Below are 16,748 nucleotides of genomic sequence, written 5' to 3' on the forward strand. Positions count from 1 at the left end.
AAATCTATTTTTTAGCTTCGTGTCAATATTTCATCAATCATACCATACTTTAAAGCTTTATCTGCCTTCATCCAGTAATCGCGATCGCTATCTTCATAAACCTTTTCATAGGTCTGTCCAGAGTGTTTTGATATTATTTGATAAAGTTCTTCTTTTAAGGTAATAATTTCGCGTGCTGTTATTTCAATATCGCTAGCTTGACCTTGAGCACCGCCCAAAGGTTGGTGAATCATAACGCGTGAATGTGTTAACCCACTGCGTTTTCCTTTTTCACCTGCACACAAAAGCACAGCCGCCATAGAAGCTGCCATACCGGTACATATTGTAGCAACATCTGGTTTAATAAACTGCATGGTATCGTAAATTCCCAGGCCAGCATAAACGCTTCCACCTGGTGAATTAATATAGATTTGGATATCGCGAGTGGCATCGGTACTGGCCAAAAACAATAATTGTGCCTGTACAATATTTGCTACTTGATCATTTATTCCCGTACCCAGAAAGATAATTCTATCCATCATTAAGCGCGAGAAAACATCCATGGCAACAGCATTCATCTGGCGCTCTTCAATAATATTTGGGGTTAGGTTGGTAGGGTACATACTGCTTATGATTTTATCATAATACATATTATTAATCCCTTGATCTTTTATAGCAAAGTTTCTAAATTCGTTACTGTAGTCCATAAATTGTTCTTCGTTTTTAAATGTACTTTCTTGAATCGGCAAAGCCTAAATCAACTCTCGTTGTTAATTGTACCTTCTTTGTAAGTAGTAGCAAAAAAGGCTGAGTTACTCCCCCGAACAAGTTTTAATCAAAAAGGCGTTAAATTATAATAATTCAACGCCTAAAGATAACTATTTCTTGGCTGAATTAGTTGGGATAGGCCTCCTTAATGAATTTATCATAAGTAATTTCCTTCTGCTTCAATTTAGCATTTTCTTTAAAAAAGCCAAGTAATTTTGTCGAGTTCAATTGTTCGCTTAAGCGTTCAACCTCCTCTTTATTAGAAAGAATACGGGCCGCGATGTTTTCCAATTCTTCATCAGCAGGATCTGTTTGCCCAAACTGTGCCATTTGTGCTTTGATCATGTTTTTAGAATGGTCTTTTAGCTCGTCAAAGGTAACTTGCAGGTTGTTATCTGCCCGAAGTTTTCCTTCAATTAGCTGGTAACGCAATCCTTTTTCACTTCTTTCGTATTCTGCTTTTGCCTCTTCTTCAGAAAGTTGTGTTTCTCCTGTTACTGCAATCCAACGTTGTAAAAACTCGTCTGGAAGATCAAATTTTGTGTTATCAATTAAAGATTCTACAACATCGTTAAGCAATTTCTGGTCGCTTTGTTGTGCAAATTGCCCTTCGGCATCTTCTTTAATTTTTTCTTTTAATTCTTCTTCAGAAGTAACAACACCTTCACCAAAAAGTTTATCGTAAAGCTCTTGGTCTAATTCGGCCATTTCGCGTTCATTGACTTCCTTTACGTTTAAAGAAACTTCAATATCCAAGCCATGCGCCTCCTCGTGTGGAACGCCTAAAAACTTTTCGTTGTCATGGTCATCGGCGAACATTCCTTTAGTTTTTAAGGTAATGGTATCACCAACTTTTGCACCAACAAGACTCTCAAGTTGTTTTTTACCTTTGATATCTTCTGTAGAAAACGTAGCTTCTTTTTCAATATCCTTTTCTGAAGCGGTAAAGGTTCCGGTAATTTCATCACCTTTTTCAACTTCATCTTTAGACTTTAATTTACCGTATTGTTTACGAATAGTCTTAACTTGATTGTTAAGCATTTCATCGTCTGCCACAATTTTATACTGGGTAATCTCCTTTCCTTTTACATCAACATCAAACTCTGGCGCTAGCCCTAAGTCAAATTCAAACGTGTAATCCTCGGCATCCCAATTGATGTCTGCTTCGTTTTTAGGCAAAGGGTTTCCAAGAACGTTCAGCTTTTCTTCCGTAAGGTAGTTTTGAAGGGAATCTTGTAATATCTTGTTTACTTCTTCAACCAAAACAGCTTTTCCGTATTGCTTTTTAACCATACCCATAGGGATGTGGCCTTTTCTAAATCCTGGGACATCTGCTGTTTTTCTGTAATTATTCAATACAGTTTTTACTTTATCTGAATAATCGTCTTTTGATATTTCCACTGTAAGTACAGCGTTCAAGTTATCAATGTCTTTTTTTGTAATGTTCATGTCTTCGTTTCTGAATTTCGGGATGCAAAAATACGTATTTTTTAGCTAACTCTAAAAACATTTCTAAGTTGGTGTCTTTAAAAGTTTTAAGACCGCATTTTTAGTGTGAAAATCAAGGTATTTAATTTCTTTTAAATAAAGTATTTTTAGGCTAAAACAGATCTAATTTACTTCTCTTCGGGCAAAATAGAAAAGAGAACCGACTGAAATATCGAAAGCAACAAGCTAAAAAGAAGCGCCCACCATATTGTAGCAACGCTAAAACCACTGACAAAATAACCTGCTAATTGAATAATTATAGCATTGACTATTAACAGGAAAAGACCGAGAGTTAGAATGGTAATAGGAAGCGTAAGAATAACTAAAATAGGCTTTACTAGCAATCGTAACAAAGCAATAACCACCGCTACAATCACTGCCGACCCATAGCTAGCAACACTAACTCCTGACAGGATTTTCGCCAATACCACAACAGCTACAGCGGTTAATAAGAGTTTTAGAACAAGTTTCATATAGATAAGGTTTTAGGTTACAGGAAATAAAGATTGAAAAACTACAAACAAAAATAACAAAAAAACCGCTCTCGGAAAGAGAACGGTTTTCAGACAAATATATTAACCCTAAATATTAATTATTTGTAAGCGTTATTGTTCCGTAGTTACCAATATTCACTTTCGGAATAGTTGCATCATAAGCTTCATTAATAGCTTGAATAATCACGTTTGCGGTAAAAGCATAACCTCTAGGGGTTGGGTGCACTCCATCTAGAGAAAAAGCACCACCAGTAACAAACTCTGACGTTAGCATGCCACCATCATAAGAAACACCTCCATTAGCGAGTTTTGCCAATTCATTTTTAGCATCAACATATACTAATCCTTTTGCATCAGCCAAGGCTTGTATGGTTGCGTTATATGCAGTACTTGCTGCAGTAATACGCGTTTGCTCAGATTTTGCCAATACATACTCGTCACCTAAAGGAATACTAACCCCAATAATCCCTTGCGGATTGTTTGGATCTGGCGTTGAGCCCAAAACCGAAGAAGCAGTTAAAACAACTAAATCTTCTGAATTTACTTGCCTCAATTGCCCCAATAAAGCGGCCTGTGGCGCAGGAAGGCTAAACGGAGGCCCCTGTAAAATATCGGTAAGGTCCGTTAAATCTTTATCTGTTGTAATAGGAAAGTTTTGACCCGCAGCAAAGTTAATCATACGCATTGCAGCTTCTTCTTGCGAAATAACTCCAGCTCCTACCATTCCTGGCAATACTTGGGTATTATACGCTTCAAACTGGGCGTTTAATGCTCCCGCCGTAGCAGCATCTAACGGAATTGCTTGGGTTGGAACCGTTGTAAAATACGGGATTGAAGTTACTTCTGGAATATTTACCAACACTCCTTTTGCACCATTGGCAGTTAATGCATCTACTTGTGCACTGTATACCGAAGCAAAAACATTTGGGTCGGTAATATCGTTTCCTCCATAAGTTGAAGGGTCCATATTACCCGTTTGATCCACTCCAGAACCACCAGAGGTAGCGTAACTTAAGATATCGTTGTTACCAATCCACAGGCTAAAAAACGAAGGGTCTTTAGAAGCAGCATCGCTAATTACAGTTGTGTTTTCACTTGTAGCAAATCGTACAAAATACGGGTTTGAAGCACCTGTAGGCACTCCGGCCACATTTCCGTAGCCAGGAGCTACCAAATGGAAACTCTTAGCTCCTGGAACGCCCATATTATTAAACGGACCGTTCAATTTATTGGTGATTTCGGTTGTTGGTGCACCTTCTAAACGCACAGGACCTGGATTGCCATCGGGGCCCACGGCAAGAACAAACCTGTTTTCGGTTATTTGTTGACCACCTAAGAGCAACCCACCTAAATTATCGTTCATTAAAGGTTGTGTAAATTCGCCACCTCCTGCAAAATCAAATTGCTGTGCCATTATATTTGGAAAACTGTTTTCCTGCCCTGTAATGTATAATGCACCATCGGCATAACCAGCGGTTAAAGAGTTTCCTACCGAAACATAATTTGAAAGGTTGGCCGTACCACTACTGTAAAACCCTTCTTCGGTCACAGGATTATCAAACTCTGGCTCGCAGCTTACAAAGCCTATGGCCATGACCGCGAATGTATATTTTAATATATTTTTCATCTTTCTAATTTTTTCAATTATAGTTTATAAGTAAGCCCTAATCCTGGAACGAAAGCATTGGTTTTATAGGTTCCCTTAAAAGGAACAGCAACGCCATCTTCATAATAGTGATCGTAAGAGGCATTTACTTCCTTAAAGTGTGAGTAAAGGAAAGAAGCGTCTATCTGCAAGTGTTCTCCAATATTTACGGTTAAACCGGCCGTAAAGTTGTTACTGTCATTACGCGGAGTTTCTGGCGCAAAGTACCCTTCTCTAACTGGGGATTCGTCAAAATAGTAACCTGCTCTTAACGTAAACATTTTTGTAGCGTCATATTGTAAACCAAAACGATAAGTAGATGAGTTCTTATAGTTACGAGGATTAAAAGAATCTGGAATTGCCGGGTTGGCAAAATCTATATCTAATGATTCGTACACATCCCAAAAAGTTCGGTTGTAGTCAAATGCAAACATCCAATTTTCGCAAAAATCGTAAGACAAACCAACAGCCAATTCCGCCGGTAATGGCATAGCAGCGTCAATGCTAGTGTCTGCAAAAGGAGTTAAGGGCGAATTAGGTATGTTTTCAAAAGTAGCATCTCCACCTTCAGCTTCTAAAATCATTTCGGAACGGTAAGTTGCACCCAATCGAAGCTGATCTGTAAATTTAAACATGGTGCTCGCCACCCAACCCCAAGCGGTTACACCACTTGCGTCAATAGTAACATTTGCACGGTTTCCGTCAAGATCTGTTAAGGTTCTATTTAAGTTTCTATTAAAGTTTACGGAACCTGTAACATAAATGGGGCCACCACCAAAGCTCAGCTTATCGTTCACCTTAAAAGAAACTGTTGGCTGAATGTATATTGCCTGTAAATCAATTTTATTCACCAAGTGAGATCCCACCCAATCGGCTTCATACTCAACCGTACTTCCGTAGGGAGTGTACACCCCTAAACCAACAGACATCCAATCCGTTGCCTTATAGGAGGCATAAAAATAAAGCGGTGTTCCCAAAAGGCTCTTCGTTCTATCATTGGCCCCCGTACTCGGGTCTTGGTATTCAATATTAGCGATAACGCCATGAACTCCAGCTGTTATGCTTAGTTTATCATCTAGATGTACCAGGCCAGCGGGATTAAAAAACACCGATTCGCTACTATTTATAACAGCCACGCCGGTATGGCCCATTGCCAAGGCTTTATTGCCCTGCAAGCTTACGCGGTATCCGCCCGCATAAGTAACCGCAGTTGCAAGTGCAAAGGCAGCAAGTACTAATACTTTTTTCATAGTTATTTTCTTTGAGTTAATATCTTAGGTTAATATTGATAAGGAATCAAATACTGCTTTAATATTTATTATGCATGCATAACAAGTAATACTACAATATTATAAAAAATTCTTAACATTATCATAAAATTCATCAGGATTTTCGGCATGGAGCCAATGCCCAGCATTTGCAATTGTGTTGATTTTGGCTTTTGGAAAGTGGTTTTTTATCAAAATCTCATCCATAGGTTCAATATAACCACTTTTTTCACCACTTAAAAAAAGTGTATCGCCTTTAAAAACAGTGTCGGCGTCAAGTGCTTGCCCCACTTCTTCTATTTTTTCTGAAAGCACAGGTAAGTTTATGCGCAGTCCCAGTTCGTTTTTACTCTTTCGGTATAGGTTTTTAAGAAGAAATAATTGCACGCCTTTATCTTTAATATATTCTGAAAGAACCTCTTCTGCTTCTCCCCGAGATTTAATTTTTGTGAAATCTAATTGTGACAGTGCTTTCAAAATATCTTGGTGATGCGGCGGATACGCCTTTGGAGCAATATCAGCCACAATCAGTTTTGAAACCATTTCTGGGTAGGTTACCGCAAATTGCATAGCTACCTTACCACCCATGGAGTGCCCCAACAGAATGATTTTTTTTAAGTCGTGTTCTTCACAATACTCTTTTAAATCTTCAGCCATCAATTCGTACGAAAATTCATCGCTATGAAAACTTCGGCCGTGATTGCGCTGATCTAACAAATGCACTTCATAACCAGCTTCAGACCAGCGGGTGCCTAGGGTTTTCCAATTGTCGCTCATTCCTAGGAAACCGTGAAGAATAACAAACGGCTTTCCCTTGCCTAAAATTTGGGAGTGTAATGTCATGGTTTCAGTTTATTTAAATATTCAGAAATAACGGGCTTCAGGCCATCATACAAAGCTTCGCTAATAAGTGCATGGCCAATGCTTACTTCTAATAAATGCGGAATGTTTTCTTTAAAAAACGCAATATTATCTAAGGAAAGATCATGGCCTGCATTTAAGCCTAAGTTTAGCTTGTTTGCCAGTACGGCACATTGGGCGTAGGGCGTTATGGCTTCTTTATTTCCCAAGGCGTATTGGTTTGCAAATTCTTCGGTGTAAAGTTCAATTCTATCTGTACCCGTTTCGGCAGCCCCTTCAATCATGCTTAAATCTGGATCTACAAATATGGAGGTTCGGATTCCGTTTCGCTTAAATTCAGAAATCATTTCCTTCAGATAATCTTTATGTTTAACCGTGTTCCAGCCCGCGTTAGAGGTAATTGCATCAACTGCATCTGGAACCAACGTAACCTGCGTAGGCTTTATTTCTAAAACCATCTTGGTGAAATTGGCTATCGGATTACCTTCAATATTGTATTCGGTAGCTACAATTGACTTTAAATCATACGCATCTTGATACCGAATATGACGTTCATCTGGTCTGGGGTGAATGGTAATTCCCTGTGCACCGAATTCTTGAACATCTTTTGCTACTTTTAAAAGATCAGGTACATTTCCACCACGTGCATTACGCAAAGTGGCTATTTTATTGATATTTACGCTTAATTTTGTCATTCCATTTAGTTAATTTCGAAATTTGTCATTTTACAAAAAGCTTCCTCGTTTGCCACGAACGGGATTTTTAACAAAAATACAAACCTTCGTGATGAGAGTGAGCCTATATTTTAAGTAATTTGCAATTAAAACAATTTGCAATGGAAACCCTAAATTATATTATTAACGATATTGAACCCTTTGACGTCTCGGCGAAAGTTAAAGACGTACAAACTGTTTTTAACCAACTTACCTACTCGCATGTGCCTGTTGAAAAAAACGGAGATTTTGTAGGCTGTGTTTCAGAAAATGATGCCTATTGTTTTGAAAACAAAAAATCGCTTGGCGACTTTCAATACGCGCTAGAGCCTTTTCATGTGCTAGAAGACACCAATTGGTTAGATATTCTAGAGGCCTTTGCCATAAACAACAGCAATATTATGCCGGTTTTAGGCCCCGAAAATAAATATTTGGGTTATTACGAATTAGGTGATATAATGAGCCTCTTTAACAATACACCATTTTTAAACGAAACGGGTGGTATCATTGTGGTTCAAAAAGGAATTCAGGATTATTCCTTTAGCGAAGTTAGCCAGATTGTAGAATCTAATGGCACTCGAATTTTTGGTGTATTTATTTCAAAAATAACAGATGACCAGGTGCAACTTACTTTAAAAGTTGGCCATACTAGTATGAACAGTATCGTGCAGACCTTTAGAAGGTATAAATACACGGTAATAAGCAACCACGAAGAAGATAAGTTTTTAGAAGATTTAAAAGAGCGCTCAGCGTATCTAGACAAATACCTTAATATATAGCAGTTCAGAATATTAAAAAAACAAATGACAATAGGATCAACTTTTAGCTAAATGAAAATAGGAATCTACGGACAGTTTTATCACGAAAACGCAGAAATTTACATTCAACTTTTACTAGATGCGCTTCAACACCGGGAAGCAGAAGTTCTGATAGAAGAAAAATTTCTTGAGATCATAAACCGAAACCAAGAAATTACCAAGAACTTTTCAGACTGCTCCTCTTTTACCACCTTAGATGATAGTTTCGATCTATTTTTTAGCATTGGAGGTGATGGCACCATACTAAAAGCGGTAACTTTTGTTGCGGATCTTGACATTCCCATTGTTGGAATCAATACTGGAAGACTTGGTTTTTTAGCAACAATCCAGAAAGAAGAGATAACCGAAAGCCTCAATCAGATCTTAGAAGGTAAATATTCAATTTCTGAAAGAACGCTACTTACCGTTGAAACTTCCCCAAAAAGCGGCGAAATTCATTCTTTAAATTTTGCATTAAATGAAGTAGCGGTAAACCGGCGCAACACTACTTCTATGATAAAAGTAGAAACTTTTGTAAACGACAAACACCTTACCTCTTACTGGTCTGATGGATTAATTGTGGCAACACCAACAGGCTCCACGGGATATTCCCTTAGTTGTGGTGGCCCGGTTATAGACCCAAACACCAACGCCTTTGTAATTACGCCTATTGCGCCTCATAATCTCAACGCACGGCCTTTGGTAATTCCAGATTCCAGTAAAGTTACCCTAAAAGTATCTGGGCGAGAAGACAGTTTTTTAGCATCAATGGACTCTAGAATCGCAACCCTAGAAGACGAAACCAGTATTATTATAAAAAGAGCATCCTTTACATTAAAGCTACTTCAGCTTAATGACGATAGCTTTATCAAAACACTTCGCAAAAAACTTCTTTGGGGTGAAGACAAGAGAAACTAACACTAAAACCAAATAGGCCAAAACCCGAATTAAAAGCAATATTTCACCAATAAAATCAAATAGATAATCTCGTTGAGTTACAATAAAATCAGACTAAATTTGTTAATCATCACAGACAATTGTTCTTAAAACCCAATCAAGACAAGTTTATTATTATATTTGCAAACTTTTAAACTATATGAGGTATTTAGCATCTGCATTATTAATACTCTTAACTGTATGGTCGGCACAATCACAAACCTATGAAGTTGGGTTTATGGCTGGGGGTGCTAACTATATTGGCGATATTGGCAATACCACCTACATTAATCCCCAAACCTTAGCTCTAGGAGGAATAGTAAAGTGGAATCGCAGTAGAAGACACGCTTTTAGAGCCTCATTTCTTTACGCTAAAATTGAGGGAGACGATGCCAAAAGCAATGAGAACAGTAGGCAGCAACGTGGTTATTCATTTGAAAACTCAATAAAAGAGGCCTCATTAGGGCTGGAATATACATTTTGGGACTATGACGTTCACAACAATTCAAAATGGATTTCTACACCTTATTTATACACGGGTATCACCGCTTTCTTATATGATAAATCAGGCACTTTAGACAAAGGTTATGGTATTGGTATGGGCGATGGAACCGAGCAGGTACAAAACACTCAGACAGGAATTGAATTTGCAATACCAATGGTTTTGGGCTACAAAGCTAGGCTAAACCCACACGTATTTATGGGTTTTGAAATCGGTGCACGATACACATTTACAGACAATTTAGACGGCAGTAACAGCGCTACATCGAAAAGGCCCAATCCTGACGGTCAATTTGGCAACATCAACAACGATGACTGGTATATGTTTACCGGGATTACCCTTACCTTTGCATTTGGACGACTGCCCTGTTATTGTGATTTTTAAAAACTATGGATTCTAAGGAGCAAATTGACAAAACAAAACTTCCGCAACACCTCGCCATTATTATGGACGGTAACGGCCGTTGGGCAAAACAGAAAGGTTTGCTCAGAACCATCGGTCATGAAAACGGCAGCAAATCGGTTCGAGAAATCGTTGAAGGTTGTGCCGAAATAGGTATTCCGTATTTAACACTCTACGCCTTCTCTACCGAAAACTGGAATCGGCCCAAGCTAGAAGTAGAGCTCTTGATGAAGCTTTTGGTTTCTTCATTAAAAAAAGAAATAAAGACCCTAACAGATAACGACATCAAGCTCAATGCAATCGGTAATCTAAATGCACTCCCCAAAAGGGCCCATAGAGAACTTAAAGATGTAATAGACAAAACAAAAAACAATAAGAGAATGACCCTTACCCTTGCGCTCAGCTACGGTTCTAGGGAAGAAATAATAAAAACAATAAAAGAGATTAGTCTTAAAGTTAAAAATAACCTAATTTCGCCGCACGATATTGATGAAACGGTAATAAATAATCATCTTTACACGCAAAATTTACCAGATGTAGATTTATTGATCCGCACCAGTGGAGAGCAGCGTATCAGTAATTTCCTGCTTTGGCAAATAGCATATGCCGAACTGTACTTTACTGAAACACTTTGGCCGGATTATTCAAAAGACCATCTTTTTGAAGCAATATTAAATTATCAAAACAGAGAAAGAAGATTTGGAAAAACCAGTGAACAAATTAAACAATAGTTCCCTATTGCACATATACAGAAAATCTTATTGTATTCTATTCGTTACAATACTTTCCGTTTTCACACTTCAGGCACAGCAAAAAGAACTTGACAGCGGTAAAAAGTACACCATAAACGAAATAACCGTTTCAGGTGCCCAAAGCTTCAATGAGCAAACCGTAGTAGCATTTACAGGCCTTAAAAAAGGAGACCGAATTTATATTCCAGGGGAAGAACTTAGCCAAGTTACCAAAAAACTTTGGGAGCAAAATCTATTCAGCGATATCGCTTTTTATGTTACCAATATTGAAGGTGACAATGTAGATTTAGAGCTTTATATTGTGGAGCTACCCAAGCTAAATGAGGTCACTATTGTTGGGCAAGGAATCCGAAAGGCCAAAAAGAAGGAGATTATAAAGGATAACGACCTAAAATCAGGCACAAAAATCACTGAAAACCTTCTTACTACTACAAAAAACTACATCAAAAACAAATACAAAAAAGATGGGTTTTTCAATACTGAAGTAACCATTACCACTACGCCCGAAAAAGATTCTACTGGGGTTGAAATATCCAAAAACATGGTTATTGCAGTAGACAGAGGTAATAGGGTTAAAGTAAAGAGCATAAATTTTGACGGCAACGAGCAATTTTCTAACCGTAAATTGCGCCGTTTTATGAAGAAAACCAAACAGAAAAATTTCATTCGCTTTTGGAAACGCTCAAAATATACCGAGGAAGGCTTTGAAGAAGATAAGGAATCTATTCTTAAAAAGTACAAAGCAAACGGTTACAGAGATGCCAGAATTATTAGTGATACCCTGCGGAAGTTAGACGACAAAAGCGTGGCAGTAGATATAAACCTTGCCGAAGGCGATAAATATTACTTTGGCGACATTAAGTTTATAGGTAACAGTGTGTTTACCGATGGCCAACTGCGCCAAGTGCTCGCTATTTCAAAAGGCGACACCTATAACGGGGTTATGCTGAAGGAACGCATTGCAGATGAATCGGCACCAGATGCGGAAGACATTACAAACCTATACCAAAACAACGGATACCTTGCGGCACGAATAAACCCTGTAGAAGTTGCGGTAAGAAACGATACCATCGACTTTGAAATCAGGATTATAGAACGCAACCTTTTCTATTTTGACCACGTTACCGTGGTAGGAAACGATCGTACCAACGACCACGTTATTTACAGAGAATTAAGAACGCGTCCAGGACAAAAATACAGCAAGCGTAATGTGGTACGGACTATTCGTGAATTAGGACAGTTAGGATTTTTTGATCCTGAGCAACTTTCACCAAACTTCAAAAAAGTAGATGAAAATGCCGGTCTTGTAGATCTTGAATACGGCGTTGTTGAAAAAGGTTCCAGCCAGATTGAGCTTCAAGGAGGTTATGGTGGCGGTGGTTTTGTAGGTACACTTGGTCTTTCCTTCAATAACTTTTCGCTTCGTAATATTTTTAATTTAGACTCCTACAAACCGTTACCTATGGGCGATGGCCAAAAACTATCGCTTCGCGCCCAAGCGAGTGGATATTACCAAACTTATAGCCTATCCTTGTCAGAGCCATGGTTGGGAGGTAGAAAACCAGTACAGCTTTCAACATCATTCTCGCACACCATTCAAAATTACTACGACTACAACAACAGGCGTGCAGATAAATCTAGAAGCTTCACTATTACCGGTGGATCTGTTGGTTTAGCGAAAAAAGTAAAATGGCCCGATGATTACTTTGTTTGGTCAAACGCTATTAGCTTTCAACATTACAACCTTAATAATTACAATACAGGATTATTTACCTTTGGTGATGGGTACTCAAATAACCTTGCTTACACCATAGGTATTAGCCGAAACAATACGGCAACCAATCCTATTTACCCCACATCAGGTTCAGATTTTAGTATAACCGCTAAACTAACACCTCCTTATTCTGCATTCAATAACGTAGATTATAACGCATTGAAAAAGGAAAGAGCAGAGCTGTCATTAGTTAGAAGTGATGCACCGGGTTATGTAAATGCTAACAATAGAATTTCAGAAATTGACCAAGAGCGTTTCAAGTGGCTAGAATACTATAAAGTTAAGTTTAAAGGTTCTTGGTACACAAGACTTATCGATAAGCTAGTACTTAAAACAAGCACCGAGCTTGGGTTTTTAGGGGCTTATAACGACGATCGTGGGGTACCACCATTTGAAAGATTCTTTTTAGGTGGTGACGGTATGGGCGCGTATAGTCTAGATGGCCGCGAGGTTATTCAGTTAAGAGGATACCCAAACCAATCATTATCAGATAACGACGGAAATACAGTTTTCAATAAATTTTCGTTTGAATTAAGGTATCCTGTAACCTTAAAACAACTTGCCTCTATCTATGTACTTGGTTTTGTAGAGGGTGGAGCGTCATACACAGGTTTTAAGGAATACAATCCTTTTGAATTAAAACGTTCTGCTGGCGCAGGATTACGTATATTTATGCCCGCTTTTGGATTATTAGGCATCGATTTCGGTTACGGTTTTGACCCTGTTTTAGGTGGCACGGAAAGAAATGGATGGCAGACCCACTTTATTATTGGGCAACAATTTTAAAAGTTGGCACGATTTTTTCTTAAACAACAACCAAATAATATGAAGACAAAAAAAATACTATTTTTCGCCCTTACTCTTTTTTGCTTCAGCTTTATGGCAGAAGCACAACGCGGCGTTCGTATCGGTTATATTGATATGGAGTATATTCTAGAAAGCGTTCCAGAATACAAAGAAGCCTCCACACAATTGGAAGGCAAAGTGCAACGCTGGAAAAAAGATATTGAAAAAAGCCAAAAGGAAATTGATCAAATGAAATTGAACCTTGCTAATGAAAGGGTTCTCTTAACAAAAGAATTGATTGACGAAAGAGAAGAAGAAATAAAGATCAAAGAAGATGAGATGCTGCAATATCAGCAAGATCGTTTTGGCCCTAATGGCGATTTAATGATTCAAAGAAGGCAGCTTGTTCAGCCTATTCAAGATCAGGTTTTCAATATTGTTCAAGAAGTTGCCGAAAATAAGAAATACGATTTCATATTTGATAAATCGGCAGATGTCGTGATGCTTTTTGCAGCGAAAAGAAATGACGTTAGCGACTTGGTGTTACGAAGCATTGAACGTGCTGGAAGACGTGTTCAGGCTGAAAATAAAAAAGAAAAGCGAGAAATTGAGCGTCGTGAAAAGCTCGGTTTAGAAGAAGAAGGCGCACTGACCGAAAGAGAAGAAGCTATTCAGAAAAAGAAGGAAGAGCGTCAAGAAATGGTTGAAACCAAACAAAAAGAGCGACAAGAGATGATGGAGCAGCGCCGTAAGGAACGCGACTCCATTAGAGCTGCAAAAAAAGCAGAAATTGAAGCCCGCCGTCAGCGCATGATGGAAGAAAGAGAAAGAAGAAGAGATTCTATAATGGACGCCCGCGAAAAAAGAAGAAACGAACGTAAAAAGGACTAATAGAATATAACAAAATTGTTTTTTTTACAACGCAATAAATCAATAATCAATAAATTTACACCTTTAAATTAAATACACTTTACAATGAAAAAAATGAAAACGTTATTAGTTGCAATCGCACTTTTTGTGGGAGCTACAAGTTTTGTTAACGCTCAAGCAAAAATTGCCCATATCAATGCACAAGAATTGATTGAAACAATGCCGGAGTACAAGGCTGCTCAAAGTCAGCTAGAAAAAGTGCAAAAAACGTACGATGCTGAAATTAAGGCAATGGCCAAGGAACTTGACACCAAGATGAAGCAGTATGATGGCGAAGCCGCTAGCAAAACGGATCAAGAGAACCAAAAAAGAGTAGAAGAAGTTCAAGGAATGCAAAACAACATTCAGTCGTATAGACAACAAGCACTTCAAGACTTAGATAAGAAAAGAAGCGATATCTTTAAGCCAATTCTTGAAAAAGCACAAAGCACCATTCAAAAAGTGGCTAAAGAACAAGGTTATCAGTACGTATTGGACTCCACTATGGGAAGTGGTGTAATCCTTGCAGATGGTAAAGACCTTATGCCAGATGTTAAAAAGGAATTAGGAATATAATTCTTCTTATAACTTATTACCTTAAACTGTCGCTAAAAAAGCGGCAGTTTTTTTTTATCATAGTATCAACTTCCGCCAGTGTTTTTTTACCAAGCACCACAGAATAGCTAGTTGATCTTTCTATCACTCACCACATAGTTTTCACGTGTCACAACGGACGACACTTACCAAATAGAAAACATACGAAAAGTAAAAACCATTGGATACGTCATTATATGGTTAGCTTGGTATTATTAATTAAATTTACGGAATGAACAAAAACAGTCCCATAGGAATTTTTGATTCAGGAGTGGGAGGCTCTTCCATTTGGCAAGAAATTCATAAATTATTGCCAATTGAAAACACCATCTATCTTGCAGACAGCAAAAATGCCCCATACGGAAACAAGTCTGAAAAAGAGATAGTTGCTCTTAGCATCAAAAACACCGAAAAACTTTTAGACCAAGAATGTAAGATTATTGTTGTTGCATGTAACACAGCCACTACCAATGCCATTGAAGTTTTACGTGAAAAATACAACACGCCTATAATCGGTATTGAACCAGCAATAAAACCGGCCGCATTGCAAACCAACTCAAAAAGCATAGGTATTTTAGCAACTAAAGGAACCCTAAGCAGTACCCTTTTCAGCAGAACCACTCAAGAGTTTACAAAAGATATAAGTGTTGTTGAAATAATAGGCGAAGGACTTGTACCGCTAATAGAAGCAGGCAAACTTGACAGTCCAGAAATGCTTACGCTATTAAGAAAGCACACCAAGCCCATGATTGAGGCTAATATTGACTATTTAGTTTTGGGCTGTAGTCATTACCCCTACTTGATACCACAATTGAAGCAAATACTTCCCAAAAACGTAACAATTATCGATTCTGGCGAAGCAGTTGCCAAACAGACTAAAACTGTTCTTCAAAGTTTAAATCTGCTTCGCGAAGAAAACTCAAAACCTGAACTACAATTTTATAGCAACGCCCAAACCAACACCTTAATGGCTCTACTAAATAGGTTTTCAGAAAAAATAAACATCAAACAAATAAATTTTTAAAACAGATTCATCCGTATAAAAACCCATCTTGTTTCTTTCAATTTATATTTACTTATACCACGAAGAATACAAAACATAATTATTTGCTATACGTTCTATTTCACCTTTGGAAAGTTCTGGGCTAATGTCCTTAATTTTTTTGGCAGGAACACCAGCATAGATACTCCCACTCTCCACTTTTGTATTCTTTGAAAGCACAGCACCAGCGGCAATAATTGTGTTACTTTCTACAACACAATCGTCCATAACAATACTTCCCATCCCAATTAAAACATTATCGTGAATGGTACAGCCGTGCACGATTGCATTATGCCCGATAGATACATTATTGCCAATAGTTGTTGGCGAAGTTTTATAGGTTGCATGAATAACAGCACCATCTTGAATATTTACCTTATCACCAATTTTTATAAAGTGAACATCCCCTCTAATTACCGCATTAAACCAAACACTACATTCTTTCCCCATAACTACATCGCCAACAATACAAGCGTTTTCAGCTATAAAACAATCTTCGGGAATCTCCGGATGCTTTCCGTTTATTTTTTTTATTATCATTTTCTACTTTTATAATCTTACGGATTAATGTAAGAAATAATTTAAACTAATGCTTCTTTTATAAAAGAACTATACGCAATAACTGTAATTATATCAAACTAAATGCTTAGTGATATATCCGCATCAATTAATCGCTGGGCAGTGGCAGTCGTAGGGTTCTGGTCTGCCGCCCAAGAAGTCGTAGCCTAGGGTAATTTGGTGATAGCCTCCGCCATCAAAGCGTACGTTTCCACTTTGGTATGAGTAGGTATAGGCGAACATAAACTTGCCAAGATTGATGCCTAGTACCGGGGTGATGTAATTGAGCTGTTGGTTCTTGGTTTCTCGTCCACTAAGGTACTCTGCTCCATCTAGGCTTCTGCGGTACGAGAGCCCCGCCCAGAGCTGTCCAAACGGCATGGCCCGGTAGGCCTTAAAGTTTACATCGATCGTCTTCTCGCCCGTGCGCTCAGCCCACTGAAACAAAAACGAGGGTTCATAACTCCAATCCGAATCAAA

The 16,748-nt window shown here is 38.2% G+C and carries 17 protein-coding genes; 8 read left to right on the plus strand and 9 right to left on the minus strand.

Annotated elements, in window-relative coordinates; genetic code table 11:
- Nucleotides 1-11 precede the first annotated feature (11 nt).
- The 7 genes from clpP to QPK98_RS08900 all read right to left on the minus strand — a co-directional run bounded on the left by clpP (nucleotide 12) and on the right by QPK98_RS08900 (nucleotide 7,198).
- Nucleotides 12-686 carry an ATP-dependent Clp endopeptidase proteolytic subunit ClpP gene (clpP, locus tag QPK98_RS08870; RefSeq protein WP_310992858.1) on the minus strand — a complete coding sequence of 225 codons (675 nt, stop codon included), beginning with the start codon at nucleotides 684-686 and terminating at the stop codon, nucleotides 12-14.
- Between the two features lie 187 nt (nucleotides 687-873).
- The gene (tig, locus tag QPK98_RS08875) at nucleotides 874-2,196 is read right to left on the minus strand and encodes a trigger factor (RefSeq protein ID WP_310992859.1); all 1,323 of its coding nucleotides are present in this window, start codon (nucleotides 2,194-2,196) and stop codon (nucleotides 874-876) included.
- Nucleotides 2,197-2,363: 167 nt separating this feature from the next.
- Nucleotides 2,364-2,708: a phage holin family protein gene (locus QPK98_RS08880; protein WP_310992860.1), complete on the minus strand. Its 345-nt coding sequence runs from the start codon at nucleotides 2,706-2,708 to the stop codon at nucleotides 2,364-2,366.
- A 115-nt stretch (nucleotides 2,709-2,823) separates the two neighbouring features.
- The gene (locus QPK98_RS08885) at nucleotides 2,824-4,356 is read right to left on the minus strand and encodes a G-D-S-L family lipolytic protein (RefSeq protein ID WP_310992861.1); all 1,533 of its coding nucleotides are present in this window, start codon (nucleotides 4,354-4,356) and stop codon (nucleotides 2,824-2,826) included.
- 17 nt (nucleotides 4,357-4,373) lie between these two features.
- Complete coding sequence (locus QPK98_RS08890) at nucleotides 4,374-5,624, minus strand: OmpP1/FadL family transporter (RefSeq protein ID WP_310992862.1); 1,251 nt, start codon at nucleotides 5,622-5,624, stop codon at nucleotides 4,374-4,376.
- Nucleotides 5,625-5,723: 99 nt separating this feature from the next.
- Nucleotides 5,724-6,485 (minus strand): alpha/beta fold hydrolase, encoded by a 762-nt coding sequence (locus QPK98_RS08895; protein ID WP_310992863.1) that lies wholly within the window; start codon nucleotides 6,483-6,485, stop codon nucleotides 5,724-5,726.
- Nucleotides 6,482-7,198, minus strand: a complete 717-nt coding sequence (locus QPK98_RS08900) for a pyridoxine 5'-phosphate synthase (RefSeq protein WP_310992864.1) — start codon at nucleotides 7,196-7,198, stop codon at nucleotides 6,482-6,484. Before QPK98_RS08900 ends, QPK98_RS08895 begins: the two co-directional genes overlap by 4 nt.
- A 140-nt stretch (nucleotides 7,199-7,338) precedes the next feature.
- Here QPK98_RS08900 and QPK98_RS08905 point away from each other — a divergent pair, with 140 nt between their 5' ends.
- The 8 genes from QPK98_RS08905 to murI all read left to right on the plus strand — a co-directional run bounded on the left by QPK98_RS08905 (nucleotide 7,339) and on the right by murI (nucleotide 15,692).
- Nucleotides 7,339-7,995 carry a CBS domain-containing protein gene (locus QPK98_RS08905; RefSeq protein WP_310992865.1) on the plus strand — a complete coding sequence of 219 codons (657 nt, stop codon included), beginning with the start codon at nucleotides 7,339-7,341 and terminating at the stop codon, nucleotides 7,993-7,995.
- A gap of 51 nt (nucleotides 7,996-8,046) precedes the next feature.
- On the plus strand, nucleotides 8,047-8,931 hold the full coding sequence (locus QPK98_RS08910) for an NAD kinase (protein WP_310992867.1): 885 nt from the start codon (nucleotides 8,047-8,049) through the stop codon (nucleotides 8,929-8,931).
- Nucleotides 8,932-9,109: 178 nt separating this feature from the next.
- Entirely contained in the window at nucleotides 9,110-9,835 is a 726-nt protein-coding gene (gene porG / locus QPK98_RS08915; protein WP_310992868.1) for a type IX secretion system protein PorG, read from the plus strand.
- A 5-nt stretch (nucleotides 9,836-9,840) separates the two neighbouring features.
- Nucleotides 9,841-10,584 (plus strand): undecaprenyl pyrophosphate synthase, encoded by a 744-nt coding sequence (gene uppS / locus QPK98_RS08920; RefSeq protein ID WP_310992869.1) that lies wholly within the window; start codon nucleotides 9,841-9,843, stop codon nucleotides 10,582-10,584.
- A complete protein-coding gene (gene bamA, locus QPK98_RS08925) occupies nucleotides 10,565-13,165 on the plus strand; it encodes an outer membrane protein assembly factor BamA (RefSeq protein WP_310992871.1) in 2,601 nt (866 codons plus the stop codon). Before uppS ends, bamA begins: the two co-directional genes overlap by 20 nt.
- Nucleotides 13,166-13,204: 39 nt before the next feature.
- Nucleotides 13,205-14,056: an OmpH/Skp family outer membrane protein gene (locus QPK98_RS08930; RefSeq protein ID WP_310992873.1), complete on the plus strand. Its 852-nt coding sequence runs from the start codon at nucleotides 13,205-13,207 to the stop codon at nucleotides 14,054-14,056.
- An 84-nt stretch (nucleotides 14,057-14,140) separates the two neighbouring features.
- A complete protein-coding gene (locus QPK98_RS08935) occupies nucleotides 14,141-14,650 on the plus strand; it encodes an OmpH/Skp family outer membrane protein (protein WP_310992875.1) in 510 nt (169 codons plus the stop codon).
- A 250-nt stretch (nucleotides 14,651-14,900) separates the two neighbouring features.
- Nucleotides 14,901-15,692: a glutamate racemase gene (gene murI, locus QPK98_RS08940; protein ID WP_310992876.1), complete on the plus strand. Its 792-nt coding sequence runs from the start codon at nucleotides 14,901-14,903 to the stop codon at nucleotides 15,690-15,692.
- 48 nt (nucleotides 15,693-15,740) lie between these two features.
- On the opposite strand, the gene QPK98_RS08945 is transcribed toward murI, so the two are convergent.
- Together QPK98_RS08945 and QPK98_RS08950 are read right to left on the minus strand one after the other, a co-directional pair.
- Complete coding sequence (locus QPK98_RS08945) at nucleotides 15,741-16,250, minus strand: gamma carbonic anhydrase family protein (RefSeq protein ID WP_310992878.1); 510 nt, start codon at nucleotides 16,248-16,250, stop codon at nucleotides 15,741-15,743.
- A gap of 123 nt (nucleotides 16,251-16,373) precedes the next feature.
- On the minus strand, nucleotides 16,374-16,748 hold a 375-nt coding region (locus QPK98_RS08950; RefSeq protein ID WP_310992879.1), incomplete at its 5' end, for a type IX secretion system membrane protein PorP/SprF.

Origin of the sequence: Aequorivita marina, from assembly GCF_031631895.2 — a bacterium.
Classification (GTDB): Bacteria; Bacteroidota; Bacteroidia; order Flavobacteriales; family Flavobacteriaceae; genus Aequorivita; species Aequorivita marina.